Raw genomic sequence first — 24,049 nt, 5'->3', positions numbered from 1 at the left:
GGCGGCCGGCTCAGCCGTCCCGCGACCAGCCGGCGAGCCGCCCACCCCGGCTCACGGCATACAGCCGCTTCTCGACGGCGGCGCGCAGGGCGGCCGGCGTGACGACGAGCAGCTGGTCACCGCGTCGCAGCGGCGTCGTCTCGTGCGGGACGAACGAGGCGCCCTCGCGCACGATGAGGGCGACGTTGGCCCCGGCCGGCAGCCGCAGCTCGTAGACCTGCACCCCCGCGAGGCGGGACAACGGCCCGACGGTGACCTCGATGAGGTGCGCGCCGATGTCGTCGAACGGGGTCACCTCGATGGCCAGGTCGAACGAGTGGTGGCCACGGTCGAGCCCCAGCCGGTGCGCCACCCACGGCAGGCTGGGCGCCTGGACGAGCGTGAAGATGACGACGAGGACGAAGACGAGGTCGAAGATCCACTCCACCCCCGTTGCTCCGACCGTGAGCGGGACGGTGGCGAGCACGACGGGCACGGCGCCGCGCAGCCCGGCCCACGACAGGAACGCCTGGGTGCGCCACCCCAGCCCGAACGGTGAGCACGACACGAGCACCGAGAGCGGTCGGGCGACGAGCAGGAGCGCGAGCCCGAGGACGAGCGCCCGCCCGATCTGGTCGGGGAACGCCGCCGGGTCCGCGAGCAGGCCGAGCAGGACGAACAGCCCGATCTGGGCGAGCCAGCCGAGGGCGGTGGAGAAGCCGAGCACCGCCGCACGGTGGGGCAGCGACATGTTCCCGAGGACGAGGGAGGCGAGGTAGCAGGCGATGAACCCCGACGCGTGGAGCACGTCCGCGGCGGCGTAGGCGAGGACCGACATGGCGACGACCCCGATGGCGAACAGCGCCGACGAGCCGCCGGCGACCCGGGACATGAGTCGCCCGCCGAGCCACCCCACGCCGAGGCCGACGAGCGAGCCGACGATGAGCTCGCCGGTGACGATGAGCATGATCGACCACAGGGACACCTCCTCGCCGGCCGCCGACTGCACCGCGATGGCCGTGACGATGATGACGACGGGCGCGTCGTTGAAGCCGGACTCGGCCTCGAGCATGCCGCTCACGCGCCTCGGCAGCGGCACCCGACGCAGCACCGCGAAGACCGCGGCGGCGTCGGTGGAGGCGAGGATGGCGCCGATGAGCAGCGCGGTGCTCCACGACATCGAGAGGACGAAGTGGCCGGCGAGCGCCACGACGAGGATCGAGACGACGACGCCGACGGTCGCCAGGGCCGCCGCCGGGGCGAGGGAGCCCTTGATCGAGTCCCACTTCGTCGTCACCCCACCCTCGGTGAGGATGAGGACGAGCGCGGCGTAACCGAGGACCTGGGTGAGCTCCTCATCGGAGAAGTCGATGCCGAGCCCCCGGTTCCCCAGGGCCAGGCCGATGCCGAGGTAGAGCAGGAGCGAGGGCAGGCCGGAGCGGGTCGACAGCCTCACCGCCGCGATCGCCACGATGAGGACGGCGGTGCCGATGAGCAGCCCGATGGAGAGCGAGCGCAGGTTCTCCCCCGCGGCCGCGACGACGGAGACCGGGCTGACCCCGCTGACACCACTGACCCCACTGACCACGCCGACGTGCGCCATACCCACGATGTCGGTCACGGCCCGTCCTTGCTCGCTCGTCTGGCGGTCTGACCTAGTCTCGCAGGGTGTCCCCTCACCGCGTGGCCCGTCGCGTCGCCCTGACCGTCGTCGGCGTCCTCACCATTGCCGCCCTCGTCCTCTCCGTCGTCGGGGTGTCGCTGGTCCGGCGGTCGTTCCCGCAGACCGAGGGTGAGATCGACGTCCCCGGCCTGGCCGGCACCGTGGACGTCCTGCGTGACGAGCGGGGCATCCCCCAGATCTACGGTGACAGCGTCGCCGACATCGCCCGGGCCCAAGGGTATGTGCACGCGCAGGACCGCTTCTTCGAGATGGACATGCGCCGTCACATCACGGCCGGCCGGCTGGCCGAGCTCGTCGGGGACGCCGGCGTCGAGACCGACAAGGTCATCCGCACGATGGGCTGGCGCCGCGTCGCCGAGGCCGAGCTGCCGACGCTGGACCCGGCGACGCGGACGTACCTGCAGTCCTACGCCGACGGCGTCAACGCCTACCTCCGTGGCCGCTCGCCGTCGCAGGCCTCGCTCGAGTACGTCGTGCTCGGCACCCGGGTCTCCGACTACAAGATCGAGGACTGGACGCCGGCCGACTCCATCGCCTGGCTCAAGGCGATGGCCTGGGACCTGCGCGGCGACTACTCCGACGAGCTGGCGCGCGCGCGGCTGTCGAGGCGCGTGACCGTCAACCAGATCGCGGAGATCTACCCGCCCTACGACCTCGCGAGGGAGCCGATCCTCTCCGGCGAGGACTGGGCGCCGGCGTCACCCTCGCTCCAGCAGTCCTCGTCGGCGGTCCCGGCAGCGCTGAGCGCCGCGGCCGAACGGCCCGCGGCGAAGCAGGCCGCCGGTGCGCTCGGCGACTCCTCGGCCCAGGCGGCGTATGCCGCGGTCGAACGAGCGCTCTCCGCCGTGCCCCAGCTCATCGGGCGGGGGGAGGGCATCGGCTCGAACTCGTGGGTCGTCGGCCCCGAGAAGTCCGCGACCGGAAAGCCGCTGCTCGCCAACGACCCCCACCTCTCGCCGGGTATCCCGGGGATCTGGTACCAGGTGGGCCTGCACTGCCGCGCGAAGAGCGTCGAGTGCCCGCTCGACGTCGCCGGCTTCTCGTTCGCGGGGGTGCCCGGGGTGGTCATCGGCCACAACGACCGGATCGCCTGGGGCATGACCAACCTCTCGCCCGACGTCAGCGACTTCTACCTCGAGAGGCTCGACGGTGACCGCGTGCTGCGCGGCGACACGTGGGAGCCGCTCACCACCCGCCGCGAGACCATCAGGGTCGCCGGGGGCGACGACGTCGACCTCACCGTCCGAGCGACCCGCCACGGCCCGCTCATGTCCGACGTGATCCCCGCGTTCGTCGACGCCGGGGAGCGCTCGCCCACCCCACCGTCCGAGGGCGCCGCCCGGGACAGCCAGACGTACGCCGTCTCGATGGCGTGGACCGGGCTCGAGCCGAGCCAGACGGCCGACGCGATCCTCCAGCTCAACGTGGCCCAGAACTTCGAGCAGTTCCGGGAGGCCGCCAAGTCGTTCGCCGTCCCCTCGCAGAACCTCGTCTACGCCGACGTCGACGGCCACATCGGCTACCAGGCGCCGGGCCAGGTCCCCGTCCGCGTGTCCGCCTTCGCGGGTGCGCCGCCAGGCTACTGGCCGGCCCCCGGCTGGGACGAGGCCTACGACTGGCAGGGCTTCGTGCCGTTCGCGTCGATGCCGAGCTCGCTCGACCCCGAGTCCGGGATCATCGTCGCCGCGAACCAGGCCGTGACCGCGAGGCCGACCCCGTTCCTCACCACCGAGTGGGACTACGGCTACCGCTCGCAGCGCATCCGTGAGCTCCTCGACGCGGCCACCCGCAACGGCGACAAGCTCACCGTGGAGCAGATGGGCGAGATCCAGATGGACTCGCGCAACGAGTTCGCCCCCGTCCTCGTCGAGGCGCTGCTCGAGGTGCCGCTCAAGGGTGCCGGCGACTCCGACGCGGAGGTCGCCTTCACCAAGGAGGCCCAGGACCTCCTGCGCGACTGGGACTACACGACGCCCGCCGACCGGTCCCGCTCCGGTGCCGCCGCGGCCTACTACAACGCCGTCTGGGCCAACCTCCTCCGCCTCCTCTTCGACGACGAGGTGCCCGAGGACCTGCGCGCCGAGGGTGGGAGCCGCTACATGACGGCGGTCGCCGGGCTGCTCGACAACCCCCGCAGCGCGTGGTGGGACAACCGGCAGACCGCTGCCATCACCGAGGGGCGCGACGAGATCCTGCGCCAGGCGCAGGTGGAGGCACGGCTCGAGCTGACCCGCAGGCTCGGCAAGGACCCCGACGACTGGCGCTGGGGCTCACTGCACACGCTCGACCTCACCCACCAGGTGCTCGGCGGCGACAGCGTGCCCGGGGTCGTCCGGCGCATCTTCAACCGTGGCGAGTACGAGATGCCCGGGGGGTCCGCGATCGTCAACGCGACGGCCTGGAAGGCCAACCTCGGCTACGAGGTCACGGCCGCCCCCTCGATGCGGATGGTCGTCGACCTCGGCAGCTTCGACCGCTCCACGTGGGTCAACCAGACCGGGGCGAGCGGCCACGCGTTCAACGGGCACTACGACGACCAGACCGAGGACTGGGTCGAGGGCCGACAGCACCCGTGGGCCTTCACCGAGAAGGCGGTGCGCGAGGCGAGCGAGGACGAGCTCACCCTCGTGCCCGAGGGTGGCAGCTGACCCGAGGGGTCATCCGGTGACCTCAGAGCCAGGTCACCCCGTCCGCGGTGAGGACGCCGTGGACGGGCTGGTCGTGCGGGTCCGCCGGCAGCGGCTCGGGGTGGACCTCGCCCGGGTGGAGGACGACGAGGACGCGCGCGTCCGGCCGCCGCCGGGCCAGCGCGCGGTCGTAGCTCCCGCCCCCACGGCCCAGCCGCGTCCCCGCCAGGTCGGCGGCCAGGCCCGGCGTGAGCACGAGGGCGGCCGCCGAGATCGCGTCCGGACCGAGCCGCATACGCCGTTCGTCGTTCACGTCGCACCAGTCGAGGTCGTTGTCCGGCAGGGTGACCGGGACGACGACGCGTATGCCGTGTGCCACGAGTGCGTCGATGCTCGCCGCCGTGGGTGGCTCGGTGCGCAGGGCCTCGTAGGCCGCGACCGTGCCGCCAGCCCCGATCCCGAGCCCGGTGGCAAGGGCCAGCACCTCACGGGCGAGCGCCGCGTCGTCGGCGTCGCGGTCGCGGGCGGCGACCCGCTCGCGACGGGCCGCGAGCAGGATCGGGCGCAGCGCGACCTTGGCGCTCGCGACGGAATCGGGGGTCACGCGCCCAGTGTCCACGTTTCGCCCGCGCTGGTCGCCTAGGGTTGCCGACATGGGTGCAGACGGGCTCCACCGGAGTACGGAGCTCATGCGCGCCCGTGGGGTCGACGAGCGGGCGGTCGCCGCCTTCACGCGTTTCTACGGGATGCTCGAGCAGGACGCGACCGGCCACATCCTCGAGGAGAGCATCGCGCCGCTCGGCGACGTCCCCGCGCTCGCCGACCTCGACGTCGACGAGGCCGAGGCCCGGGCCGCCCTGGCGACGACCGTGGTGCTCAAGCTTAACGGCGGCCTCGGCACGTCCATGGGCATCAGTGGCCCGAAGTCCGCCCTTCCCGTGCGCGACGGGCTGAGCTTCCTCGACATCATCGCCCGCCAGGTGCTCGCGATCCGGCGGGAGCACGACGTCGACCTGCCCGTCGTCTTCATGGACTCCTTCCGCACCCGTGACGAGACCCTGCAGCTCCTCGCCGTCCACGACAGGCTCGAGGTCGACGGGCTGCCCCTGGACTTCCTGCAGAGCGCCGAGCCCAAGCTGAGGGCGGACGACCTCACCCCCGTGTCGTGGCCGGAGGACCCCGACCTCGAGTGGTGCCCGCCCGGTCACGGTGACGTCTACGTCGCCCTGCAGTCCAGCGGGCTCCTGGACAGGTTGCGGGACAGGGGTTTCCGCCACCTCTTCCTGTCCAACGCCGACAACCTCGGAGCGACGTGCGATCCGAGGATCCCCGCGTGGATGGCCCGGGAGCAGATCCCCTACGTCGCCGAGGTGTGCGAGCGCACCCGCAACGACCGCAAGGGCGGACATCTCGCGACCCGCCGCAGCGACGGCCGGCTCGTCCTGCGGGACTCGGCGATGGTCGCGCCGGGGGAGGACCAGTACTTCCAGGACAACACCCGGCACGTCTACTTCCACGTCAACAACCTCTGGCTCGACCTCGACGTCCTCGCTGCCCGGCTCGCCGAACACGACGGGGTCCTCGAGCTGCCGATCATCGTCAACCGCAAGACCGTCGACCCGACCCGCAAGGACTCGACCCCCGTCATCCAGATCGAGTCTGCGATGGGCACGGCCGTCGAGCTCTTCGAGGGGTCCCGTGCCCTGCTGGTCCCCCGCGACCGGTTCCGGCCGGTCAAGACGACGAACGAGCTCCTCCTCGTGCGCTCGGACCTCTACGCCCTCGACGACGCCAGCCGGGTCGTGTCGCTCAGCGACGAGGAGGAGCCCTTCATCGACCTCTCGGACCACTACAAGTTCGTCCAGGACTTCGACGCCCGCTTCCCGCACGGGGTCCCGTACATTCGCGAGGCCCACTCGCTCGTCGTCGACGGGGACGTGACCTTCGGCCGTGACGTGACGTGCGTCGGTGACGTCACGGTCCGCGCCGACGCGCCGCGCACCATCGCCGACGGCTCACGCCTCGAAGGGGACGTGTGAGGAGCGTCGAGGAGCACCGCAGGACCCTGCTCGCCCTCGTCGACGAGCTGCCTCCCGAGACCGTGCCGATCGCCGGGGCGCTGGGACGGGTCCTCGCCGCGGACGTCGTCGCCGCCGTGGACCTCCCGGGCTTCGACAACTCCGCGATGGACGGGTATGCCGTCCGCTCGGCCGACCTCGACGGCGCAGCCCCCGGCGCCCCGGTCGTCCTCGACGTCGACGGGGACATCGCCGCCGGCGACACGACCCGGCACGTCCTCCGCCCCGGCACCGCGATGAGGATCATGACCGGGGCGCCCCTGCCGGAGGGCGCCGACGCCGTCGTGCCCGTGGAGCTCAGCGACGGTGGGGTCGACCGGGTCTCGCTGGACCTCGCCGCCGAGCCGGGCCGGCACCTGCGCCGCCGCGGGGAGGACGTGCGAGCGGGCGACGTGGTCCTGCGCGGCGGGGTCCGGGTCACGCCCGGCCGGCTCGCCCTCATCGCCGCGGCCAACCTCGCCGAGGTCGCGGTCGTCCGTCGCCCTCGGGTGGCGGTGGTCTCGACGGGGGACGAGCTGCTGCCGCCCGGGTCGAGCCTGGCCCACGGCGAGATCGTCGACTCCAACGGGCCGATGCTCTCCGCGCTGGTGCGCGCCGCGGGGGTCGAGCTCGTGCACTCCGCCCACCTTCGGGACGACCCCGAGGCCCTCGGCGCCCTCCTCGCCGACGTCCCCGGGGAGCCCGACCTCGTCCTCACCACCGGCGGGGTGTCGATGGGGGCCTACGACACGGTCAAGGAGGTGCTCTCCCGGGACGGTCGCGTCGACTTCGTCAAGGTCGCCATGCGCCCCGGGATGCCCCAGGGCTCCGGTGTCGTCGGTGCGCGCCGCACCCCGATCATCACGCTCCCCGGCAACCCGGTGAGCTCCTTCGTGTCCTTCCACGTGTTCGTCCTGCCCGTCCTGCGCGCCCTCTCCGGCCTCGACCCCGAGGTGCCGACGACGACCGCCACCGCGACCCGGGGCTGGGCCTCCGTGGCGGGCAAGGTCGAGCTCACCCGCGTCGTCCTCGACGCCGAGGGCGTCCGGCCCTCCGGTGGGCAGGGGTCCCACATGCTCGGCGCGCTCGCCGAGGCCACCCACCTCGCCGTCGTCGACGCCGCCACCTCCGAGATCCACCCGGGGGACGAGGTCCGGCTGCTTCCCCTCGTGGGGCAAGATTGACCCCGTCCCCAGCTCGCCAATTCCTCCCGTTGGGGACACGGAATCTCCGTCCCTCCCGGGGGGAATTGGTGAGGTGGGGAACCACGTGGGTGACACAGGGCGCCAGAGCGGACTGACCCATGTCCGGGCCGACGGCACCGCCCACATGGTCGACGTCTCCGCGAAGGCCGTCACCGCGCGCGAGGCCAGTGCCCGCGGCCGGGTCGTGCTCGCCCCCGGGGCCGTCGCCGCCCTGCGCGACGGGACCGTCCCCAAGGGTGACGCGCTCGCGGTCGCCCGGCTGGCCGGCATACAGGCGGTGAAGCGCACGCCGGAGCTCATCCCGCTCGCGCACCCGGTCGCCGTCCACGCCGCCTCGGTCGACCTCGACGTCACCGACGACGGCGTCGACATCACCGCCACCGTGCGGACCGCCGACCGGACCGGCATCGAGATGGAGGCCCTCACGGCCGTGAGCGTGGCCGCCCTCGCCCTCATCGACATGGTCAAGGCCGTCGACAAGCACGCACGCATCACCGACGTCCGCGTCACCGCGAAGTCCGGCGGCCGCTCCGGCGACTGGGTGGAGGAGCCGTGAGCGACCCCGCCACCGCAGCCGGGTCCCTCGCCGGGCGGCGGGCCGTCGTGATCACCGCCTCGACCCGCGCCTCGCAGGGTGTCTACCCCGACAAGGGGGGCGCCCTCATCGTCGAGACCCTGCGCACGTGGGGAGCCGACGTCGCGGACGCCACGGTCGTCCCGGACGCCGGGATCGCCGAGGCACTCTCCGCCGCCCTCGAGGAGCGACCGGACCTGCTCGTCACGACCGGGGGCACGGGGATCAGCCCGACCGACCGCACCCCCGAGGCGACCGCGCCACTGCTCGACCGCGTCGTCCCCGGGATCGCGGAGGCCATCCGCGCCGCCGGCGTCGACGGGGGAGTGCCGACGGCGATGCTCTCGCGCGGCCTCGCCGGGGTCGCCGGCCGCACGCTCGTCGTCAACCTGCCCGGCTCGACCGGTGGCGTCCGCGACGCGCTCGCGGTCCTCGAAACCGTGCTCGGCCACGCGCTGAGCCAGCTCGCGGGCGGCGACCACTGATGCGGTGGGGTCGCCCGCGCCCGGAGTGGTCGCAGGTCCTCGTCGGGTCGACGCCCACCGGGGTCCGCTTCCTGCTCCGGCCGCTGCGACCCGAGGACGCCGACGAGTACTCCGCGGTCCGCGCGGCGAACCGCCACTGGCTGAGCCGCTGGGACGCGACCTCACCCGTCCCGCCGACCGGGGCGCGCACCTTCGACGACCTCGTCGACTACTACCAGGATGAGGCGCTCGCCGGCCGCATGCTTCCGTTCGTCATCGAGACCGAGGGCCGGCTCGTCGGCCAGGTCAACGTGAGCAACATCGTCCTGGGGTCCTTCCGCTCGTGCACCGTCGGCTACTGGGTGTCGGAGGCGGTCGCCGGTCAGCGCATCGTCCCCACGGCGCTGGCCCTCGTCGCCGACCACGCGATGGGCGAGCTCGGGCTGCACCGGATCGAGGTCAACATCCGGCCCGAGAACACGGCGAGCCTCGCGGTGGTGCGCCGGCTCGGGTTCCGTGACGAGGGCCTGCGACTGCGGATGCTGCACATCGACGGTGACTGGCGCGACCACCGGTCGTTCGCCCTGACGAGCGAGGACCTGGCCGGTTCCACCCTCATGGACCGGCTGACCCACTCGTCACAGCAGTCACTTGGGCGACACACCGCGACAGGTCCGACTGCCTGACCTCCCGCACGCATACGGTCGTCGCGTGGAGCCGAGCAGCCTGATCTTCCTGGTCATCATCGGGATCTGGGGTGCCTACTTCGTCCAGTACTGGGTCCGTCGTCGCGAGCACCTCGCGACGATCCGGTCCGTCGACGCGTTCTCCGAGACGATGCGGGTGCTGCAGGTCCGTGCCCCCCTGCCCTCCGTCGACGACGGTGGGCGCGTCCCGCGCACCTATGCCGTGAGCCCGGCGCGCGCGATGCGCCCGCAGGTGACCGTCAAGCGGGCCGAGGCGTATGCCGCGTCGCCGGCGACCGCTGCGCCTCCCGTCGCTGCCGGTGCGCCTCCCGTCGCTGCCGGTGCGGCCCCCGCCGCCGGCCGGCTCGACGAGCGCGGTGACGTCGCCGCCCCCTCGATGTCTCCGAGCCGCGCGACCCGCGGCATCGTCCTGCTCGTCGGACTGCTCGGCACGCTCGTCTTCGGCCTGCTCGCGGTCGTCGGGGTGCTCGTGTGGTGGGCGTTCGTCGTGCCCCTGCTCATGGCCGTCGGTGGCTTCGTCTGGCTCCGGGCCGGCGTGCAGGCCGAGGTCAGGGCACGCCGAGCCGCCCGCGGACGCGCCCGTCGCGCCGCCTCCGGCCTCGCCCCCTCGACCCCGGCCGCCCGCGCCGCCGCCGCGCCCGCCCACGCGGCGCCCTCGACGAGGTCCCGCCACGACGCCGTCGAGACCGAGATCGCCGAGCACGAAGAGGCCGTCGACGTCGCTCCGGCGCCGTACGACGTCTCCGCCGCGTCGGCCACCGAGGTCATCGAGGCCGTCGTCGACGCCCCCGCACCCGAGCCGGTCACCGAGCACGAGGTCGCGCTGCCCGAGCTCGACGAGGACGACATCCCGCTCACCTGGGACCCGCGTCCCGTGCCCCGGCCCACGTACACGATGAAGGCCCGCGCGGCCCAGCGTCCGGCTCCGACCCCCGAGGTGGAGCCGGCAGCGGGGCCGGTGCGGGCGGCATACGAGGACCAGGCGCTCCAGCGCCGCACCGCCGGCGCCTGACGCCTCCGCCCCCGACGACGAACGCCCCGCCGACCGGCGGGGCGTTCGTCGTTCCCTGCGTCAGCGTCCGGGGAGCCTGCCCTCGAGCGCCTGCTCGTCGAGGCGGCGCTCGTGCGCGACGTCGAGGTCGGTGCGCTCCTGCTCCTGCGGGGTGAGCAGGTCGTCGGCCTCGTCGGGCACCTCGTCGCCGTCGAGCAGGTGGTGCCCGACCGCGTTGAGGACGGCGACGAGCGGGACCGCGATGAGCGCGCCGATGATCCCGGCGACGACGACACCCGCGGCGATCCCGAGGATGACCCCGAGCGGGTGGACCCGCACCGCGCGCCCGAGGAGGAACGGCTGGAGGACGTGGGACTCGACCTGCTGCACGGCGATGACGCCACCGAGCATGATGAGCGCCTGCACCGGCCCGAGGGCGACGAGCGCGAGGAGGACGGGGACGGCGCCGGAGATCAGCGCACCGATGACGGGGACGAAGGCGCCGAAGAAGACGAGCACCGCGACCCCGGAGGCGAACGGCACCCCGAGGACGCCGGCGACCACGCCGATGCCGAGCGCGTCGACCGCCGCGACGAGGATCGTGGCGCGGGTGAAGGCCGACAGCTGGCCCCACGCGATGACCCCGGAGGAGTGGACGCGCTCACGCGAGTCGCGCGGGAAGAGCCGCACGACCCACGCCCAGATGCGCTCGCCCTCGTAGAGGAAGAAGAACAGCGCGAACAGCGCGATGAAGAAGCCGGCGACGAGGTGGGTCACGGTCAGGCCCGCCTGGGCCGCGGTCTGGCCCACGCTCGAGTCACCCGAGGAGAGCTGTTCGCGGGCCCGGTCGATCCACTGGTCGACCTGGGTGTCGCTGATGCCGAAGGTCTGGCGGAACCACACGCGGATCTCGTCGATGCCCTGGCCGACCTGGGCCTGGATGTCCCCGAACTGCGAGGTGAACTGGGACCCGACGAAGCTCAGCGCCCCGATGGTGAAGGCCAGGGTCCCGAGGACGGTGAGGCCGGCGGCGGCGCCCCGGGGGAGCGCGCGGGTGAGGAACCGGGTCACCGGGAGGAGCAGCGCCGCGAGGAGGAGCGCGACGACGATCGGCACCGTCACCTCGGACAGGTGGGCGAACAGCCACAGTCCGCCGAGGATCGCGGCGGCGATGAGGATGACCCGCCACGACCACTCGCTGGCGGTCCGCACCCCCCAGGGAACCTGCCAGGCGACGGGCTGGTGGGCCGGGTCGAGGTCCGGGACGGGGTGGCCGGTGGGGTGGGCGGTGGCGGCGGTGTGGTGGCCCGGACCGGGGGTCGGGGCCTCGGCCGGGGCCGGCATCCCGAGCCGTGGCAGGTCGGCGGGGTCGGCTCGACCGACCCGGCCGGACGGCATACGAAGGCGCATGTCGACGAGCGTATGCCGGGCCGTCCCGGTTTCGTGGCGGGCCACCGCCGGTGTTATCGTGATGCCGCTCAATGGGGCTGTAGCGCAGTTGGTAGCGCGTCTCGTTCGCAATGAGAAGGTCCGGGGTTCGATTCCCCGCAGCTCCACCCGACGGGGACCCCGTTCGACCGGCACCGAGGTGCTCGGTCGGGCGGGGTCTCGTCGTTGTCCTTGCGACCCGACCTACGCCGTCGTCCTCTCCCCACCGCGGAGGACGTCGCGGTCAGCACGGCGCACGCAGTGAGGAACCCGCATTCTCCAACGCGTCACCCGCGGCAGACCCGTGCACCACAATGGGAGCATGGGCCAGGACGGCGTGGAGGCCGAGGGGTCCCGCACCGGGCCTCGGCAAGAGCACCAGGGCAGCGTGCACTCGACGACGGATCGGTTCCTCAGCACCACGCGAATGCTGGTGCAGCAGGTGGCCCAGGCGGGCGGGGCAGGTGCCCAGGCCGTCGTCCCCGAGTCGGTCCTCTCGTCGGCCACCCGCATGCTCGCCTCCATGCGCGACGCGGTCGAGTCGGCACCGCAGATCGGCGCCGAGCTCGAGATCGTCCTCAAGGAGGTCCATGCCAAGAGGCTGACCATCCAGGCCATCACCGCAGAGCTGGCCGTCCTGGACGACCAGCTGGAGATCCTGGAGCGTTCGTTGGCACCGCTCCAGGCGTGGAGCACCCAGCTGAGCAAGGTGCAGCACACCCTGCTGCATTCCCTCGACCTGCCGGCGCGCGAGAAGGGCTGATCAGCCCTCGGCCTCCTGTCGTCGTGACGAGGTCACGCGAGGGTGAGGAAGAGCTTCTCCATCGCGGCGTGGTCCTCCTCGTTGATGCCGTCCGGGGAGGTGAGGCACTCACGCAGCCCGGAGGAGACGATCGCGAACCCGGCGCGGTCGAGGGCGCGGTTGACGGCGGCGAGCTGGGTGACGACGTCCTTGCAGTCGCGGCCCTCCTCGATGAGGCGGATGACCCCGCCCAGCTGACCCTGCGCGCGGCGCAGGCGGTTGACGACCGGCGTCATGTCGTCGGTGTTGAGGGTGACCATGGGTGCTCCTTGGGGATGGGGATGGGTCAGGTGGTCAGCGCGGCCAGGGCTGCCGTGAGTCGCCCGCGCGCGTCGGCGGCGACTGCTGAGAGGTTCTCGTTGCCGGTGAGGGTGACCATGACCTCGGGGTCCATGGCCTCGATGAGGGTTCCGTCCTCGACCTCACGCACGACGACGTTGCAGGGCAGCAGGAGGCCGATGGAGGGCTCTGCCTCGAGGGCCGCGTGGGCCAACGGCGGCCGGCAGGCACCGAGGATGACCTGGGGGGCGATGTCGGCGTCGAGCTTCTCCTTGAGGGTCGCCGAGAGGTCGATCTCGGTGAGGACACCGAACCCCTGGTCGGACAGCGCCGACCGGGTGGCGTCGAGCGCCTCGGCGAACGGCCGGTGAACGGTGGTGCTCAGGGCGTAACCCATGACGGGCTCCTTCGTGGTCGGCGGTGGGGCGGGCGGTGGAGCGGTCCGGGGGGTCCGGGGGGTTCAGGGGGTCCTGTCGATGGGGACGACGGGTCAGACGGTCTGCTGCTCCGCAGCCATCTTCGCGCGAATGTCGTCCATGTCGAGTGCACGCACACCCTCGATGACCTGCTCGAGGCCGGCGGCGGGCAGCGCACCGGGCTGGCTGAACACGAGGATGCCGTCGCGGAAGGCCATGAGCGTCGGGATGGACGTGATCTGCGCGGCCCCGGCGAGCGCCTGCTCCGCCTCGGTGTCGACCTTCCCGAACACGATGTCGGGGTGCTTCACGGACGCGGCCTCGAAGACCGGTGCGAACCGGCGGCACGGTCCGCACCAGGACGCCCAGAAGTCGACGAGGACGATGCCGCCCGTGGTGACGGTGGCCTCGAAGTTCTGGCTGGTCAGGGTCTGGGTGCTCATGGGATCTCCTTGCGAAACGAGGGTGGGTCCATACCCACTGGGGTGTCGAGCGCGACTGCCGGCTCGATGATCTCTTCCCTCGCATCGTATACCCATGGGGGTATACCTCCAAGTCGGCCCCTGATTTGACAGGGATACCCCGGGGGGTACTAGCGTAGCCGTCGACCGATACCCCAGCGGGTATGCCCACCAGCGGGAGTCCCAGTTGTCCCAGGCCACCCGCGAGCAGGTGTCGAGGTGCTCGCCGACAGCGGGAACCGCTCCGGTTCCCGGTCGGACCTCCCCGTCCTGTCCGGCTTCGACGCCAGCGCCGTCGTGGGCGGCACCCCTGCCCACCACCCCCCCATGGAAGGACCTCGCGCCATGAGCTCGACCCCGGTGATCATCCCCATCGAAACCCCCACCCTCGGTGACCGTTCCTACCTCGCACACGACGGTGCCGTGGCCGTCGTCATCGACCCGCAGCGCGACATCGACCGCGTCCTGACGCTCGCCGACGAGGCCGGTGTCCGGATCATCCACGTCTTCGAGACGCACATCCACAACGACTACGTCACCGGCGGCCTCGCCCTGGCGCAGGCGACCGGTGCGGCGTACCACGTCAACGCCGCCGACGACGTCTCCTTCGAGCGCACGCCCATCCACGACGGCGACGTCGTCGAGGCGTCCGCGACGATGCGACTGCGAGCCATCGCCACGCCGGGCCACACCTACACCCACCTGTCCTTCGCCCTCGAGGCCGCGGAGGCCCCCGGATCGGACTTCGAGGCCGTCGGTGTCTTCACCGGCGGGTCCCTGCTCTTCGGGGCCACCGGCCGTCCGGACCTCCTGGGTCACGAGCACACGCACGACCTCGTGCACCACCAGTTCGCGTCCGCACAGCGCCTGGCGCAGGAGCTGCCGGAGCAGGCCCACGTGCTGCCGACCCACGGCTTCGGCTCGTTCTGCTCGGCCGGCTCCACCGGCGACACGACGGCGTCGACGATCGGTGCCGAGAAGCGTCAGAACCCCGCCCTCACCCAGGACGAGGAGCGCTGGGTCGCCGACACCCTCGCCGGCCTGGACGCCTACCCCGCGTACTACGCCCACATGGGACCGGCCAACAGCGCGGGCCCGGGAGCGCCCGACCTCGCCCCTCCTGAGTCCGCCGACAAGGACACCCTCGCAGCGCGCATTGCCGACGGCGAGTGGGTCGTCGACCTGCGCACCCGCACCGCCTTCGCCGCCGGGCACGTCACGGGCACCCTGAACTTCGGTCTCGACGGACAGTTCGCGACCTACCTCGGCTGGCTCATCCCCTGGGGCACTCCCCTCACCCTGCTGGGCGACTCGCCCGAGCAGGTCGCCGAGGCCCAGCGCGAGCTCGTCCGCATCGGCATCGACGACCTCGAGGGCGCCGCGACCGGTGGCCCCGAGGAGTGGACCGACGGCACGCTGGGGCACTTCGAGCGCGCCGTGTTCGCCGACCTGGCGCAGGTGCGCCACCACCGCCGAGTGTCCGTGCTCGACGTGCGCCGCGCGTCGGAGTACGACGGCGGCCACATCGAGGGCGCGGTCAACATCCCCCTCCACGAGCTCCTCTCCCGGGTGTCCGAGGTGCCGTCCGGCGAGGTCTGGGTCCACTGCGCCGGCGGGTACCGTGCCTCGATCGCCGCCTCCGTCCTCGCCTCCCACCACGTCCCCGTGGTGGCCGTCGACGACAGCTACGACGAGAGCGCGGCCTCGTCCGGCCTTCCCCTCGCCGCAGCCGCCGCCTGACCTGTCCGACCCCCGCATCGCGGTCCGAACCCCACGCACGTCCCACGCACGTCCCACGCACGTCCCACCCCGAAGGAGAACCCTCATGTGTCGTCCCGCCAACTGCAAGGTCTGCGGCAAGACCACCTGGGCCGGCTGCGGCCAGCACGTCGACCAGGTCATGGCCAACGTCCCCCGAGGTGAGCGCTGCCCCGGTCACAGGGACGCCGAGAAGAGCGCCGCCGGCAACGGTTCGGCCTTCGCGCGCTTCTTCGGCCGTTCCTGACACCTCGTGTCGCCACTCGTCATCCCGCTCGGGCTGGTCATCGGCCTCGCGCTGGGCGCACTGGGCGGCGGCGGCTCGATCCTCACCGTCCCCGCGCTCGTCTACGTCCTGGGGCAGGAACCCCGCGCGGCCACGACCAGCTCGCTGCTCATCGTCGGCGTCACCTCGCTCATCGCCCTTCTCCCGCACGCCCGGGCGCACCGCGTCCGCGTCGGACAGGGGCTGATGTTCGGGGCGCTGGGTACGGGAGGCTCGCTGCTCGGGTCGCTCCTGGCGTCGAGGGTCGCACCACAGGTGCTCCTCAGCGCCTTCGCCGGCCTCATGCTCGTCGTCGCGACCCTCATGCTGCGCCGGTCCTTCCGTCGCAGCGCGGGGCCCGAGACCGCGGACCCGACGTCCGAACCCATCCTCACCCTCCACCCCCTCACCTGCGCCTGCCCCCGGCTCGCCAAGGTCGTCGTGACCGCCACCGCTGTGGGGCTGCTCACCGGCTTCTTCGGCGTGGGTGGCGGATTCGTCCTCGTGCCGGCCCTCGTCCTGGCGCTGTCGTTCCCCATGCCTGTCGCAGTCGGTACCTCCCTCCTCGTGATCTCCGTGAACAGCGCCACCGCTCTCACGGCACGCATCACCACAGTGGGAACGGATCTCGACTGGCCCCTCATCGCGGCCTTCACCGCGGCCGCCGTGGTCGGCAGTCTCGTCGGCGGCCGCCTCACCTCCCGGCTCCACCCCACGATCCTCACGCGCGCCTTCGCCGTGCTGCTCGTCGGTGTGGCGCTCTACACCGCTGCTCGCGCCCTGCCCACCCTCTTCTGAGGTGCCCGGCAGTGGCACACGAAAGGACACCATGAACGTCACCATCGCGACCGACTCGCCGGAAGAGGCCGCTGCGCCTCGCCGCCCCACCGGGCTCGACGCCCACGCCGTTCAGGAGTGGCTCACCTCTCCTGAAGGTCCGCGTCTGCTCGACGTCCGCAGCCCGGCCGAGTTCACCACCGCTCACATCCCGGGGTCCTACAACGTGCCCCTCGATCTGCTGCGGGAGCATCGAACCGAGCTGCGGACCCACCTCGGCGACGAGGTCGTCCTCGTATGCCGCTCCGGTGCCCGCGCGGGTCAGGCCGAGTCGCTTCTCGGGGCCACCGGACTCGACAACGTGCATGTCCTCACGGGCGGTGTCACCGCCTGGGAGGCCGCTGGTGGCCCGTTGACCCGCGGTACCGAGACATGGGAGCTCGAACGCCAGGTCCGCCTCGTCGCCGGCAGCATCGTCCTCGCTGGCGTTCTGGCCAGCACCGTTGCGCCGTGGGCCAAGTGGATCTCGGCCGGCGTCGGCGCAGGCCTCACCGGCGCCGCGCTCACCAACAGCTGCGCCATGGGCATGCTCCTGTCCAGGCTGCCCTACAACCGCCGCAACGAACCCGACCTCGGCGCCGTCCTGAGGACGCTTGCTGCCTGACCCCGCTCCCGGTGACACGGTTGTCAGGCGCCGTGTATCCCGGGGCCTCTGTCCACACGGCGCCTGAGGCTCGACCCCGGCGGTGCCACCGCCGTGATGTGATGCGCGGGTGGGTATCGCCGAGCACGTGGACCGCTTCCAGCGCCAGCACCCGGTCCTCGGGTTCCCGCTCGCCGTCGTCTACAAGTTCTTCGACGACCAGGCGGGCTACCTCGTCGCGCTCATCGCCTACTACGCCTTCCTGTCGTTCTTCCCGCTGCTGCTGCTCTTCACGACCCTCCTCGGCGCCGTGCTCCAGAGCCGCCCCGACCTCCAGGAGCGGTTGCTGGAGTCCACGCTCGCCGAGATCCCGGTGCTCGGCGCCCAGCTCGGCGACCCCGGGACGCTCCAGGGGAGCACCATCGGGATCGTCGCCAGCGGTGTGGTCGCGCTGTACGGCGGCTTGGGCATCGGGCAGGCGTTCCAGTACGCGATGAACACCGCGTGGGGTGTCCCGCGCAACTCCCGCCCCAACCCGTTCAAGGCCCGCGCCCGCAGCTTCGTGCTGCTCCTCAACGTGCTGCTCTTCGTGGCGGCCACGACCGGCCTGTCCGTCGTCGCGACCACCGGCCTCATCAGCTACCCGGCGACGACCCGCGTGCTGCTCACCATCGCGCAGTATGCCGTCACCGCCCTGGTCTTCGCCCTCGCCATGCGTCGTGCCGTGGCTCGGGACGTGGGGCTCAAGGACGTGGCCCTCGGCGCCCTCGGAGCGGCGGCGACCTGGCAGATGGTGCAGTACTTCGGGGTCGGGCTCGTCGAGCGGGCCACCGAGAGCTCGTCGTCCAACGGCATCTTCGCCATCGTCATCGGCCTGTTCGCGTTCTTCCACCTCGCCGCCATGGGCATCGTCCTGTCCGCCGAGGCGGACGTCGTCCGCCACGCCCGGCTCTGGCCGCGCGCCCTGCTCACCCCCTTCACCGACAACGTCGACCTCACCGACGGCGACCGCCGCGCGTACACGCAGCAGGCCCGCATCGGGCGGTTCAAGGGCTACCAGCAGATCGACGTGGGGTTCGACACCCGGCCGGAGTCGGCCGAGGGCGACGTCACGCGCTCGGGACCGCAGACCTGAGGACCTTGGACATCGGCCTGCCCTTGGCGAGCTCGTCGACGAGCTTGTCGAGCCAGCGGATCTGCTGCATCAACGGGTCCTCGACCTCCTCGACCCGGACACCGCAGACGGTGCCGGTGATGAGGGAGACGTTCGGGTTGATCTCGGCCCGGGCGAAGAAGTCCTCGAAGGTCGTCCCGTGGGCCAGGTGGGCGTCGAGGGCCTTCTGGTCGTAGCCCGTCAGCCAGGTGATCACCTCGTCGACCTCGGCCCTCGTGCGGCCCTTGCGCTCCGCCTTGGTGACGTAGTGGGGGTAGACGGACGCGACGCTGGTCGTGAAGATCCGGCTCATCTCAGGAGCGTAGCGCCGTGCGACGACCCCGAGGTCTCACCGTGGATCCGACGAGGATACGGGCCGAGTCCTTGGCGGCCTCCGGGGCGTCGGGGCTCGCGTCGAGCGCGCCGCTGGCCAGGCCGCCGTCGAGGAGGAGGGCGAGCGAGCGGGCGAGGGAACCCGGGTCGTGAGCTCCGGCCTGTTCCGCCAGGCCGCTCATCCACGCCATGACCGCCGCTTTGTGGGCCACGGTGCGGTCGTGGACCGCTGTGCCCGGCTGCGACTCCGCGGCCGCGTTGATGAACGCGCACCCCCGGTACCCCTCGCGGCGGCACGCGGTCCCGAGGGCGTCGAAGAGCCCGACGAGCTGTCCGGCCGGGTCCGGGCCGGCCGCCTCTGCGGCAGCCCGGAGCTGCCCGGTCCACACTCCGTCGACCTTGTCGAGGTAGGCCACCACGAGGTCGTCCTTGGCGGGGAAGTGCTTGTAGAAGGTCGCCTTGGCCACGCCGGACTCGGCGATGATGAGGTCCACCCCGACGGCGCGGATGCCGCGGGCGTAGAAGAGGGCGAAGGCGGCCTCGAGGATGCGGTCGCGTGCGGCGCTGGTGCGCTGGACCTCCGGCGTCGAGGGTGGTCGGGGCATCGGGTTCCTCCGGTGGGGGACGGCTGTCCACCAGCATACCTTGCGGGTAGACAGACCTGTCTGCTACCGTCGCGACCTCAGGTAGACAGGTCTGTCTACCTCGACGGCCTCGACAAGGAGCACCCATGAAGATCGCAGTCCTCGGCACCGGCATGGTCGGCCAGTCGCTCGCCGACCGCCTCGCCTGCCTCGGCCACGACGTCGTCGTCGGCACCCGCGACCCGGAGGCCACCCGAGCTCGTCGCGAGCCGGACGGCATGGGCAACCCGCCGTTGAGCACCTGGCTGGGCTCCCACCCGTCGGTCGAGCTGACGACCCTGCCCGAGGCGGCTGGTCGCGCGGAGGTCATCGTCAACGCGACGAACGGCGCCGGCTCGCTCGACGCCCTCAGCCGGGCCGGCGCCGGCCACCTCGCCGGCAAGGTGGTCATCGACATCTCGAACCCACTCGACTTCACGGCGGGATTCCCTCCCACCCTGCTCGTCAAGGACAGTGACTCACTCGGCGAACAGATCCAGCGGGCCTTCCCCGACGCGAAGGTCGTGAAGACGCTCAACACCCTCAATGCCCACCTCATGGTCGACCCGTTGAGCCTCGGCCAGGACTCGTCGGTCTTCGTGTCCGGCGACGACCCCGCGGCCAAGGCCGTGGTCGTCGACCTGCTCGAGAGCTTCGGCCACACCGATGTCATCGACCTGGGCGACATCACGACGGCGCGCGGCACCGAGATGTTCCTCCCCCTCTGGCTGCGTCTCATGGGGGCCCTGAGGACCCCCGCCTTCAACGTCAGGGTCGTGCGCTGAGTCCGTCCTCCGGTGGGTCGCCCGCGCCAGCGGCTCGGGTCAGGCTCCGGTGGGCCATGTCGTAGGTCGACAGGACCTCGAGGAGGAACGCCGACGCCGCCTCGGTGACGGCACTCGTGTCACCATCGCGAAGGTCGGCGAGGATCTCGGCGAGCACGACGTGGTGCACGCCGACGAGGTCGAGGAGGCTGACGCCCTCCTCGACGGCACGTCGTCCCAGCTGGTACCCCACGGTCAGCGCAGCCTCGCTCCGCCCGGGGAGGTAGCGCTGGAAGGCCGCGCGGTAGTCGCGCGTGAGGTCCGCGACGTCACTCACGGCGCGCCCCGGAGCCGCGCAGCCCCGCGAGGTGGGCCATCCCCTCCTCGAGGTCCAGCGCCGTCGCCACCTCACCCATCCCCATCCCGAGGCGCACCATGGCGAAGGCCACCTCGGGCTGGATGCCCACGATGACCGTCACGGCTCCGCGCAGGCGGGCGATGTCGGCGATCGTCTGCAGGGTGCGTGACGCGAAGCTGTCGATGACGTCGAGTGCCGCGACGTCGATGATGACGCCACGAGCGCGGTACTCACCGATCTGGCGGACGAGGTCGTTCTGGAACCGGACCATCTCGGAGTCGTCCAGGGCAGTGTGGACCGACGCGACGAGGGTGTCACCCTGGCGCAGGATGGAGACGAGTGCCGGTCCTGAGTTCACGAGCCGTCCGTCACTCCCTTGCGAGTCACCTTGTAGCCCAGCAGCCGCTCGGCCTCCTCGAGGCCACCCTGGAGGTCTCCGATGGTGTTCATCTTGCTGAGGTCCACGCCGATCGTGACGAGCGTCTGCGCGATGGTCGGGGACAGTCCGGTGATGATGACGCTGGCACCCATGAGCCGGGACGCGTCCACCGTCTGGACGAGGTGGTTGGCGACGGCCTCGTCGACCTCGGGTGCCCCGGTGATGTCGATGACCACGACCTTGGCGCGGTGGGTGCGGATGCCTCCGAGAAGCTGCTCGGTGAGCTGCTTGGCGCGTTCGCTGTCGAGGACCCCGATGATCGGAAGGATGAGCAGGCGTTCGCGCACCGGGAGCACCGGCGTGGACAGCTCCCGGATCGCGTCCTGCTGCTGGCGGATGACGCGCTCGCGCTCGTCGACGAAGCTCACCGCGACCGTGTTCGCGATGCGGTTCGCTGCTGGCTCGTAGGCGTCAAGGACGCGGTTGAGCAGGCCCACGTCGCCCTGATACTTCTCGAAGAGCGACCGCGCCAGCACGTCGCGCAGGAGCAGGACGATGCCGACGACCTCGTGGGTCTCCACGCCTCGCGGGATGATGCGCTCGGACAGGTCACGGGCATAGTGCTGCAGCGCCTCGACGCTTCCCGTCTCGAGCACCTCGACGTAGTTGTCGTAGACGGAGGTCGTCTCGGCGACCATCTCCTGCGGGGTCATCGCCTCGAGCAGGTGCGCGTCGTGGATCCGCTGCGCCCAGTCGTCCCGAAGCGTCGCGCGATGCTCGCGGAGGTGGGCCACCAGCTGCGGGAGCAGCATGTCGCCGGAGGGCGACTGGTCGTCCTGCGGGGGGAGCTCCTCGTCGTGGTGAGCGTCCATGCTCATCCCTTCCTGTCGATCCATTTGGTCATGCTCACGGTCGTGCCCTGACCGGGCTCGGAGGTGATGTCGAACTCGTCCATGAGCCGGCGGGAGCCGGGAAGGCCGAGGCCGAGACCGTTGTAGGTGCTGAACCCGTCCTCGAGTGCGCGGTCGAGGTCGCCGATCCCGGGCCCCGTGTCCCTGGCCACCACGCGGATGCCGGCCCGGGGCCTGTCGAGGAGCTCGATGCTGACCTCGCCACTGGAGGCGAACCGGACGATGTTGCGGGCCACCTCGGACACGGCGGTGGCCAGCATGGTGAGGTCGGTGCCGGTGAACCCGGCCCGCGACGCGAGCTCCCGGGCCGCCTGGCGCGCTGCGACGATGTCCGGGTCCGCGCCGATGGGGACGTGGATCTCGTCGGTGCGCACGGGGCCCCTGCCCATCAGCGGCTCGCTGAGCCGGGCACACACCTCACACTCGAGCAGGTGCCGGGGTGCGTCGACCTCCCGCTGCCGACGCCGGTCCGCACTGGACAGGGCGAGGAGCACGGGTCGGCACCGGTCGGTCGGCGGCTCGACCCCTTCGAGCGCGAGGACGTACTCGACCCGCATCCGCGCCCGGGTCCGCTTGAGCTGGGCGGCGACGGCCCCGGCCGTGCTGCCGGTCTCGTCGGCCAGGGACTGCGTGGCCCTCCCGCTCACCTCGTGAGCGAGGAGGATCTGCCGTTCGCGGTCCGCGAGCCGGCTCAGCGCCACGCTGATGGCGGACTGCTCCTCGGAGGCCACGACCAGCTCCTCGGCGTCCTCCGGCTCGCTCGGGTCGTGGACGCGGTGCTGGTTGCGGGCGTCGCGGTCCTGCTTGCGCCACATCGTCGCGATGACGTTGCGCACCGTCGTGATGGCATACGGCTCGAGCATGCCCGGCTCGATCCGGTCCTCAGCCGTGAGGACCCGCAGCAGCGTCTCCTGGACGATGTCCTCGGCTGCCGGGTGCTGTCCCACGCGTGCCGCGACGATGCGCCGGAGCATCGGCATGAGGTCAGCGACGTGGGCCGCCCCGTCCGCATCCTCCGGCTCCTCGCGGGCCGGCGCAGGTGTCACGTTCGTGACCCTACGCCCGGGGAGGCGGCATATCCGGGGTCATCGCGCAGGTTGCTGCCCCCGCCCGGACCCGCTCACGAGGCGGCCGACCGGGTGCCGGGGGTCGCTCGGGGTTGTCCTCGACCTGAGCCGAGGTGGGCGTCCCGGCCGTGCCCGACCCCCTCCGTCGTGGGAGGGGGATGCCGTCGGGGCTTCGGGTCCAGACCTCGAGGCGGTGCAGCAGGTGGAGCAGCCCGAGGACGAGGACGGGGGTGAGCAGCGCGGCCGCCTTCATCGGGGATGGATGCTGCGCAGTCCGCCGACGATGTGGCGTCGGCGTGGGTCCGTGCGGCGGGGGGAGGCGGGGAACGGCAGGACGGGTGAGACCGCGAAGGCACCGACGTCGACGTCGATGCCCATGAGGTCGAGGTGCAGAGGCCGGATGACGGCCTGGAGGCCGTCGTCGCTGCGCCGCAGGTCGGCCGGGACCGTGCATCTCCGGCTGTCGACGCCCACGAGGGTGCCGTCGAACTCACGCAGCTCCCCGGTGAAGACGCCGGTGACGAAGGCGCCACGAGGGACGACGACGAGCCGCTGAAGGCGCAGGTGTCCGGACATCGTGCCCGTCCGCCCGCGCGGCGACCGGAAGCTGCCGGTGATGGCCGTCGCATCGTCGTCCGTGGGCCGCGGCTTCCCGGTCGTGGGTCGGGGTCGGAAGGCGATCACCGTCATGTCGTGCCTCCAGGGAGGTCTGTGGGTGAAGCTGCGGGGTGGAGCACCAGCGGCGCCCCGGTCAAGGGGGCGGGGCGCCGCTGGCACGGCGGGGTTCGCTCAGAGAGCGAGGCCGAGACCGGAGAGGATCCGGTTCAGGAGCGCGGCGATGCCACCGAGCGCGTTGCCCGGGCCGTCGAAGAGCCCGGCGACGGCGCAGAGCAGGTTGCCGAGCAGGTTGCCCGGGCCCGGCACCGCGGTGATGTCGAGCGAGACCGGGGACAGGTCGACGACCAGGCCGAGCAGGTCGAGGTTCAGCGGCCCGAGGTCCAGGGTGAGGATCTTGCACCCCGCCGTGGCGACGAGGTCCTGGATCGGGGCCGTGAACTGCGTCCCGCCGGTCGGCAGTCCGGTACCGGTGATGGTCCCGGTGAGCTGCACGACGCCGCCGACCACGGAGGTGGTGAGGTTGCTCAGCGCGCCGGTGAAGGCCGTCCCGTCCGGCAGGGTGCCGGTCACGGGGAGGGTGGTGGCCGCGGGCTGGGCGGCCGCGACGGCCTTGGCGGTGGAGGGGGCGGCGTTCGCCGAGGCCGCGCCGGGGACCAGGCCCAGGGCGCCGGCCAGGAGGACGGCCGTACCGGTACCGATGATCTTGGACTTCAACATGACGTGCTC

Annotated in this window: 29 protein-coding genes and 1 tRNA gene; 15 read left to right on the top strand and 15 right to left on the bottom strand. The window is 72.1% G+C overall.

All coding sequences use genetic code 11. The features are described 5' to 3' along the window. Positions 1 to 10 precede the first annotated feature (10 nt). A complete protein-coding gene (locus N801_RS05655) occupies positions 11 to 1,600 on the bottom strand; it encodes a potassium/proton antiporter (protein ID WP_342666904.1) in 1,590 nt (529 codons plus the stop codon). 47 nt (positions 1,601 to 1,647) lie between these two features. On the opposite strand from N801_RS05655, the gene N801_RS05650 reads away from it, so the two are divergent. Then, positions 1,648 to 4,311 (top strand): penicillin acylase family protein, encoded by a 2,664-nt coding sequence (locus N801_RS05650; protein WP_035934597.1) that lies wholly within the window; start codon positions 1,648 to 1,650, stop codon positions 4,309 to 4,311. Positions 4,312 to 4,333: 22 nt separating this feature from the next. Here N801_RS05650 and N801_RS05645 read toward each other — a convergent pair whose 3' ends face one another. After that, positions 4,334 to 4,894: a 5-formyltetrahydrofolate cyclo-ligase gene (locus tag N801_RS05645; RefSeq protein WP_035934589.1), complete on the bottom strand. Its 561-nt coding sequence runs from the start codon at positions 4,892 to 4,894 to the stop codon at positions 4,334 to 4,336. A 49-nt stretch (positions 4,895 to 4,943) separates the two neighbouring features. Here N801_RS05645 and N801_RS05640 point away from each other — a divergent pair, with 49 nt between their 5' ends. The 6 genes from N801_RS05640 to N801_RS05615 all read left to right on the top strand — a co-directional run bounded on the left by N801_RS05640 (position 4,944) and on the right by N801_RS05615 (position 10,309). Further along, positions 4,944 to 6,329: a UTP--glucose-1-phosphate uridylyltransferase gene (locus N801_RS05640; protein WP_035934581.1), complete on the top strand. Its 1,386-nt coding sequence runs from the start codon at positions 4,944 to 4,946 to the stop codon at positions 6,327 to 6,329. Then, positions 6,326 to 7,531, top strand: coding sequence for a molybdopterin molybdotransferase MoeA (locus N801_RS05635; RefSeq protein ID WP_035934575.1), 1,206 nt, complete (start codon positions 6,326 to 6,328; stop codon positions 7,529 to 7,531). Before N801_RS05640 ends, N801_RS05635 begins: the two co-directional genes overlap by 4 nt. 145 nt (positions 7,532 to 7,676) lie before the next feature. After that, positions 7,677 to 8,108, top strand: a complete 432-nt coding sequence (moaC, locus tag N801_RS05630) for a cyclic pyranopterin monophosphate synthase MoaC (RefSeq protein ID WP_245618237.1) — start codon at positions 7,677 to 7,679, stop codon at positions 8,106 to 8,108. Further along, complete coding sequence (locus N801_RS05625; RefSeq protein WP_035934562.1) at positions 8,105 to 8,611, top strand: MogA/MoaB family molybdenum cofactor biosynthesis protein; 507 nt, start codon at positions 8,105 to 8,107, stop codon at positions 8,609 to 8,611. Before moaC ends, N801_RS05625 begins: the two co-directional genes overlap by 4 nt. Further along, entirely contained in the window at positions 8,611 to 9,276 is a 666-nt protein-coding gene (locus tag N801_RS05620) for a GNAT family N-acetyltransferase (protein ID WP_035934556.1), read from the top strand. Before N801_RS05625 ends, N801_RS05620 begins: the two co-directional genes overlap by 1 nt. Before the next feature lie 25 nt (positions 9,277 to 9,301). After that, positions 9,302 to 10,309: a SepX/GlpR family protein gene (locus N801_RS05615; protein WP_035934549.1), complete on the top strand. Its 1,008-nt coding sequence runs from the start codon at positions 9,302 to 9,304 to the stop codon at positions 10,307 to 10,309. A gap of 60 nt (positions 10,310 to 10,369) precedes the next feature. Here the strand turns inward: N801_RS05615 and N801_RS05610 are convergent, their stop codons facing one another. After that, positions 10,370 to 11,743, bottom strand: coding sequence for an AI-2E family transporter (locus N801_RS05610; protein ID WP_245618235.1), 1,374 nt, complete (start codon positions 11,741 to 11,743; stop codon positions 10,370 to 10,372). 28 nt (positions 11,744 to 11,771) lie between these two features. On the opposite strand from N801_RS05610, the gene N801_RS05605 reads away from it, so the two are divergent. Both N801_RS05605 and N801_RS05600 read left to right on the top strand, forming a co-directional pair. After that, positions 11,772 to 11,844, top strand: a tRNA-Ala gene (locus N801_RS05605). A 194-nt stretch (positions 11,845 to 12,038) separates the two neighbouring features. Beyond that, entirely contained in the window at positions 12,039 to 12,479 is a 441-nt protein-coding gene (locus N801_RS05600) for a hypothetical protein (RefSeq protein WP_052112642.1), read from the top strand. A 32-nt stretch (positions 12,480 to 12,511) separates the two neighbouring features. Here N801_RS05600 and N801_RS05595 read toward each other — a convergent pair whose 3' ends face one another. The 3 genes from N801_RS05595 to trxA all read right to left on the bottom strand — a co-directional run bounded on the left by N801_RS05595 (position 12,512) and on the right by trxA (position 13,656). Beyond that, positions 12,512 to 12,778 carry a metal-sensitive transcriptional regulator gene (locus N801_RS05595; protein WP_035934545.1) on the bottom strand — a complete coding sequence of 89 codons (267 nt, stop codon included), beginning with the start codon at positions 12,776 to 12,778 and terminating at the stop codon, positions 12,512 to 12,514. 26 nt (positions 12,779 to 12,804) lie between these two features. Continuing rightward, positions 12,805 to 13,194 carry a DUF302 domain-containing protein gene (locus tag N801_RS05590; protein ID WP_035934542.1) on the bottom strand — a complete coding sequence of 130 codons (390 nt, stop codon included), beginning with the start codon at positions 13,192 to 13,194 and terminating at the stop codon, positions 12,805 to 12,807. Between the two features lie 93 nt (positions 13,195 to 13,287). Beyond that, positions 13,288 to 13,656: a thioredoxin gene (trxA, locus tag N801_RS05585; RefSeq protein ID WP_035934540.1), complete on the bottom strand. Its 369-nt coding sequence runs from the start codon at positions 13,654 to 13,656 to the stop codon at positions 13,288 to 13,290. A gap of 363 nt (positions 13,657 to 14,019) precedes the next feature. Between trxA and N801_RS05580 the strand changes: the two genes are divergently transcribed. The 5 genes from N801_RS05580 to N801_RS05560 all read left to right on the top strand — a co-directional run bounded on the left by N801_RS05580 (position 14,020) and on the right by N801_RS05560 (position 18,252). After that, the gene (locus N801_RS05580; RefSeq protein ID WP_035934758.1) at positions 14,020 to 15,414 is read left to right on the top strand and encodes an MBL fold metallo-hydrolase; all 1,395 of its coding nucleotides are present in this window, start codon (positions 14,020 to 14,022) and stop codon (positions 15,412 to 15,414) included. 85 nt (positions 15,415 to 15,499) lie between these two features. After that, complete coding sequence (locus N801_RS05575; RefSeq protein ID WP_035934537.1) at positions 15,500 to 15,679, top strand: DUF8730 family Cys-rich protein; 180 nt, start codon at positions 15,500 to 15,502, stop codon at positions 15,677 to 15,679. A gap of 6 nt (positions 15,680 to 15,685) precedes the next feature. Next, complete coding sequence (locus N801_RS05570; protein ID WP_035934535.1) at positions 15,686 to 16,495, top strand: sulfite exporter TauE/SafE family protein; 810 nt, start codon at positions 15,686 to 15,688, stop codon at positions 16,493 to 16,495. A 31-nt stretch (positions 16,496 to 16,526) separates the two neighbouring features. Beyond that, positions 16,527 to 17,138 (top strand): rhodanese-like domain-containing protein, encoded by a 612-nt coding sequence (locus N801_RS05565; protein WP_052112641.1) that lies wholly within the window; start codon positions 16,527 to 16,529, stop codon positions 17,136 to 17,138. Between the two features lie 109 nt (positions 17,139 to 17,247). Further along, on the top strand, positions 17,248 to 18,252 hold the full coding sequence (locus N801_RS05560; RefSeq protein ID WP_035934533.1) for a YihY/virulence factor BrkB family protein: 1,005 nt from the start codon (positions 17,248 to 17,250) through the stop codon (positions 18,250 to 18,252). Here N801_RS05560 and N801_RS05555 read toward each other — a convergent pair. Next, a complete protein-coding gene (locus N801_RS05555) occupies positions 18,227 to 18,583 on the bottom strand; it encodes a DUF2200 domain-containing protein (protein ID WP_035934531.1) in 357 nt (118 codons plus the stop codon). The two genes, N801_RS05560 and N801_RS05555, sit on opposite strands and share 26 nt — an antisense overlap. Before the next feature lies 1 nt (position 18,584). Further along, positions 18,585 to 19,208 carry a TetR/AcrR family transcriptional regulator gene (locus tag N801_RS05550; protein ID WP_035934528.1) on the bottom strand — a complete coding sequence of 208 codons (624 nt, stop codon included), beginning with the start codon at positions 19,206 to 19,208 and terminating at the stop codon, positions 18,585 to 18,587. A 125-nt stretch (positions 19,209 to 19,333) separates the two neighbouring features. Here N801_RS05550 and N801_RS05545 point away from each other — a divergent pair, with 125 nt between their 5' ends. Next, the gene (locus N801_RS05545; RefSeq protein WP_035934523.1) at positions 19,334 to 20,011 is read left to right on the top strand and encodes an NADPH-dependent F420 reductase; all 678 of its coding nucleotides are present in this window, start codon (positions 19,334 to 19,336) and stop codon (positions 20,009 to 20,011) included. Here N801_RS05545 and N801_RS05540 read toward each other — a convergent pair. From N801_RS05540 to N801_RS05515, 7 genes are all read right to left on the bottom strand, one after another. Then, positions 19,995 to 20,327: a phosphatase RsbU N-terminal domain-containing protein gene (locus tag N801_RS05540; protein WP_035934518.1), complete on the bottom strand. Its 333-nt coding sequence runs from the start codon at positions 20,325 to 20,327 to the stop codon at positions 19,995 to 19,997. The two genes, N801_RS05545 and N801_RS05540, sit on opposite strands and share 17 nt — an antisense overlap. After that, entirely contained in the window at positions 20,320 to 20,706 is a 387-nt protein-coding gene (locus N801_RS05535; RefSeq protein ID WP_035934512.1) for an STAS domain-containing protein, read from the bottom strand. Before N801_RS05535 ends, N801_RS05540 begins: the two co-directional genes overlap by 8 nt. Next, positions 20,703 to 21,599, bottom strand: coding sequence for an STAS domain-containing protein (locus N801_RS05530; RefSeq protein ID WP_052112640.1), 897 nt, complete (start codon positions 21,597 to 21,599; stop codon positions 20,703 to 20,705). The genes N801_RS05535 and N801_RS05530 overlap by 4 nt, the downstream gene beginning before the upstream one ends. 2 nt (positions 21,600 to 21,601) lie before the next feature. Continuing rightward, the gene (locus N801_RS20050) at positions 21,602 to 22,684 is read right to left on the bottom strand and encodes a sigma-70 family RNA polymerase sigma factor (RefSeq protein ID WP_245618233.1); all 1,083 of its coding nucleotides are present in this window, start codon (positions 22,682 to 22,684) and stop codon (positions 21,602 to 21,604) included. Between the two features lie 10 nt (positions 22,685 to 22,694). Beyond that, positions 22,695 to 22,958, bottom strand: coding sequence for a hypothetical protein (locus N801_RS20570; protein WP_156996494.1), 264 nt, complete (start codon positions 22,956 to 22,958; stop codon positions 22,695 to 22,697). Then, positions 22,955 to 23,395, bottom strand: a complete 441-nt coding sequence (locus tag N801_RS05520) for a hypothetical protein (RefSeq protein ID WP_035934498.1) — start codon at positions 23,393 to 23,395, stop codon at positions 22,955 to 22,957. The genes N801_RS20570 and N801_RS05520 overlap by 4 nt, the downstream gene beginning before the upstream one ends. Before the next feature lie 99 nt (positions 23,396 to 23,494). Then, the gene (locus tag N801_RS05515) at positions 23,495 to 24,040 is read right to left on the bottom strand and encodes a hypothetical protein (protein WP_052112656.1); all 546 of its coding nucleotides are present in this window, start codon (positions 24,038 to 24,040) and stop codon (positions 23,495 to 23,497) included. Between the last annotated feature and the right edge of the window lie 9 nt (positions 24,041 to 24,049).

The sequence above is a fragment of the Knoellia aerolata DSM 18566 genome (assembly GCF_000768695.1).
GTDB classification, from domain to species: Bacteria; Actinomycetota; Actinomycetes; order Actinomycetales; family Dermatophilaceae; genus Knoellia; species Knoellia aerolata.
The sequence above is the reverse complement of the archived record's forward strand: the minus strand, read 5'-3'. Positions and strand labels throughout refer to the sequence as shown.

Coding starts and splice junctions, on each gene's coding strand:
- N801_RS05595 (WP_035934545.1), bottom strand. CDS start 12,778: ATGGTCACCCTCAACACCGACGACATGACGCCGGTCGTCAACCGCCTG.
- N801_RS05515 (WP_052112656.1), bottom strand. CDS start 24,040: ATGTTGAAGTCCAAGATCATCGGTACCGGTACGGCCGTCCTCCTGGCC.
- N801_RS05640 (WP_035934581.1), top strand. CDS start 4,944: ATGGGTGCAGACGGGCTCCACCGGAGTACGGAGCTCATGCGCGCCCGT.
- N801_RS05545 (WP_035934523.1), top strand. CDS start 19,334: ATGAAGATCGCAGTCCTCGGCACCGGCATGGTCGGCCAGTCGCTCGCC.
- N801_RS05555 (WP_035934531.1), bottom strand. CDS start 18,583: ATGAGCCGGATCTTCACGACCAGCGTCGCGTCCGTCTACCCCCACTAC.
- N801_RS05520 (WP_035934498.1), bottom strand. CDS start 23,395: ATGACGGTGATCGCCTTCCGACCCCGACCCACGACCGGGAAGCCGCGG.
- N801_RS05620 (WP_035934556.1), top strand. CDS start 8,611: ATGCGGTGGGGTCGCCCGCGCCCGGAGTGGTCGCAGGTCCTCGTCGGG.
- N801_RS20570 (WP_156996494.1), bottom strand. CDS start 22,958: ATGAAGGCGGCCGCGCTGCTCACCCCCGTCCTCGTCCTCGGGCTGCTC.
- N801_RS05575 (WP_035934537.1), top strand. CDS start 15,500: ATGTGTCGTCCCGCCAACTGCAAGGTCTGCGGCAAGACCACCTGGGCC.
- N801_RS05580 (WP_035934758.1), top strand. CDS start 14,020: ATGAGCTCGACCCCGGTGATCATCCCCATCGAAACCCCCACCCTCGGT.
- N801_RS05550 (WP_035934528.1), bottom strand. CDS start 19,208: ATGCCCCGACCACCCTCGACGCCGGAGGTCCAGCGCACCAGCGCCGCA.
- trxA (WP_035934540.1), bottom strand. CDS start 13,656: ATGAGCACCCAGACCCTGACCAGCCAGAACTTCGAGGCCACCGTCACC.
- N801_RS05565 (WP_052112641.1), top strand. CDS start 16,527: ATGAACGTCACCATCGCGACCGACTCGCCGGAAGAGGCCGCTGCGCCT.
- N801_RS05590 (WP_035934542.1), bottom strand. CDS start 13,194: ATGGGTTACGCCCTGAGCACCACCGTTCACCGGCCGTTCGCCGAGGCG.
- N801_RS05530 (WP_052112640.1), bottom strand. CDS start 21,599: ATGGACGCTCACCACGACGAGGAGCTCCCCCCGCAGGACGACCAGTCG.
- moaC (WP_245618237.1), top strand. CDS start 7,677: ATGGTCGACGTCTCCGCGAAGGCCGTCACCGCGCGCGAGGCCAGTGCC.
- N801_RS05600 (WP_052112642.1), top strand. CDS start 12,039: ATGGGCCAGGACGGCGTGGAGGCCGAGGGGTCCCGCACCGGGCCTCGG.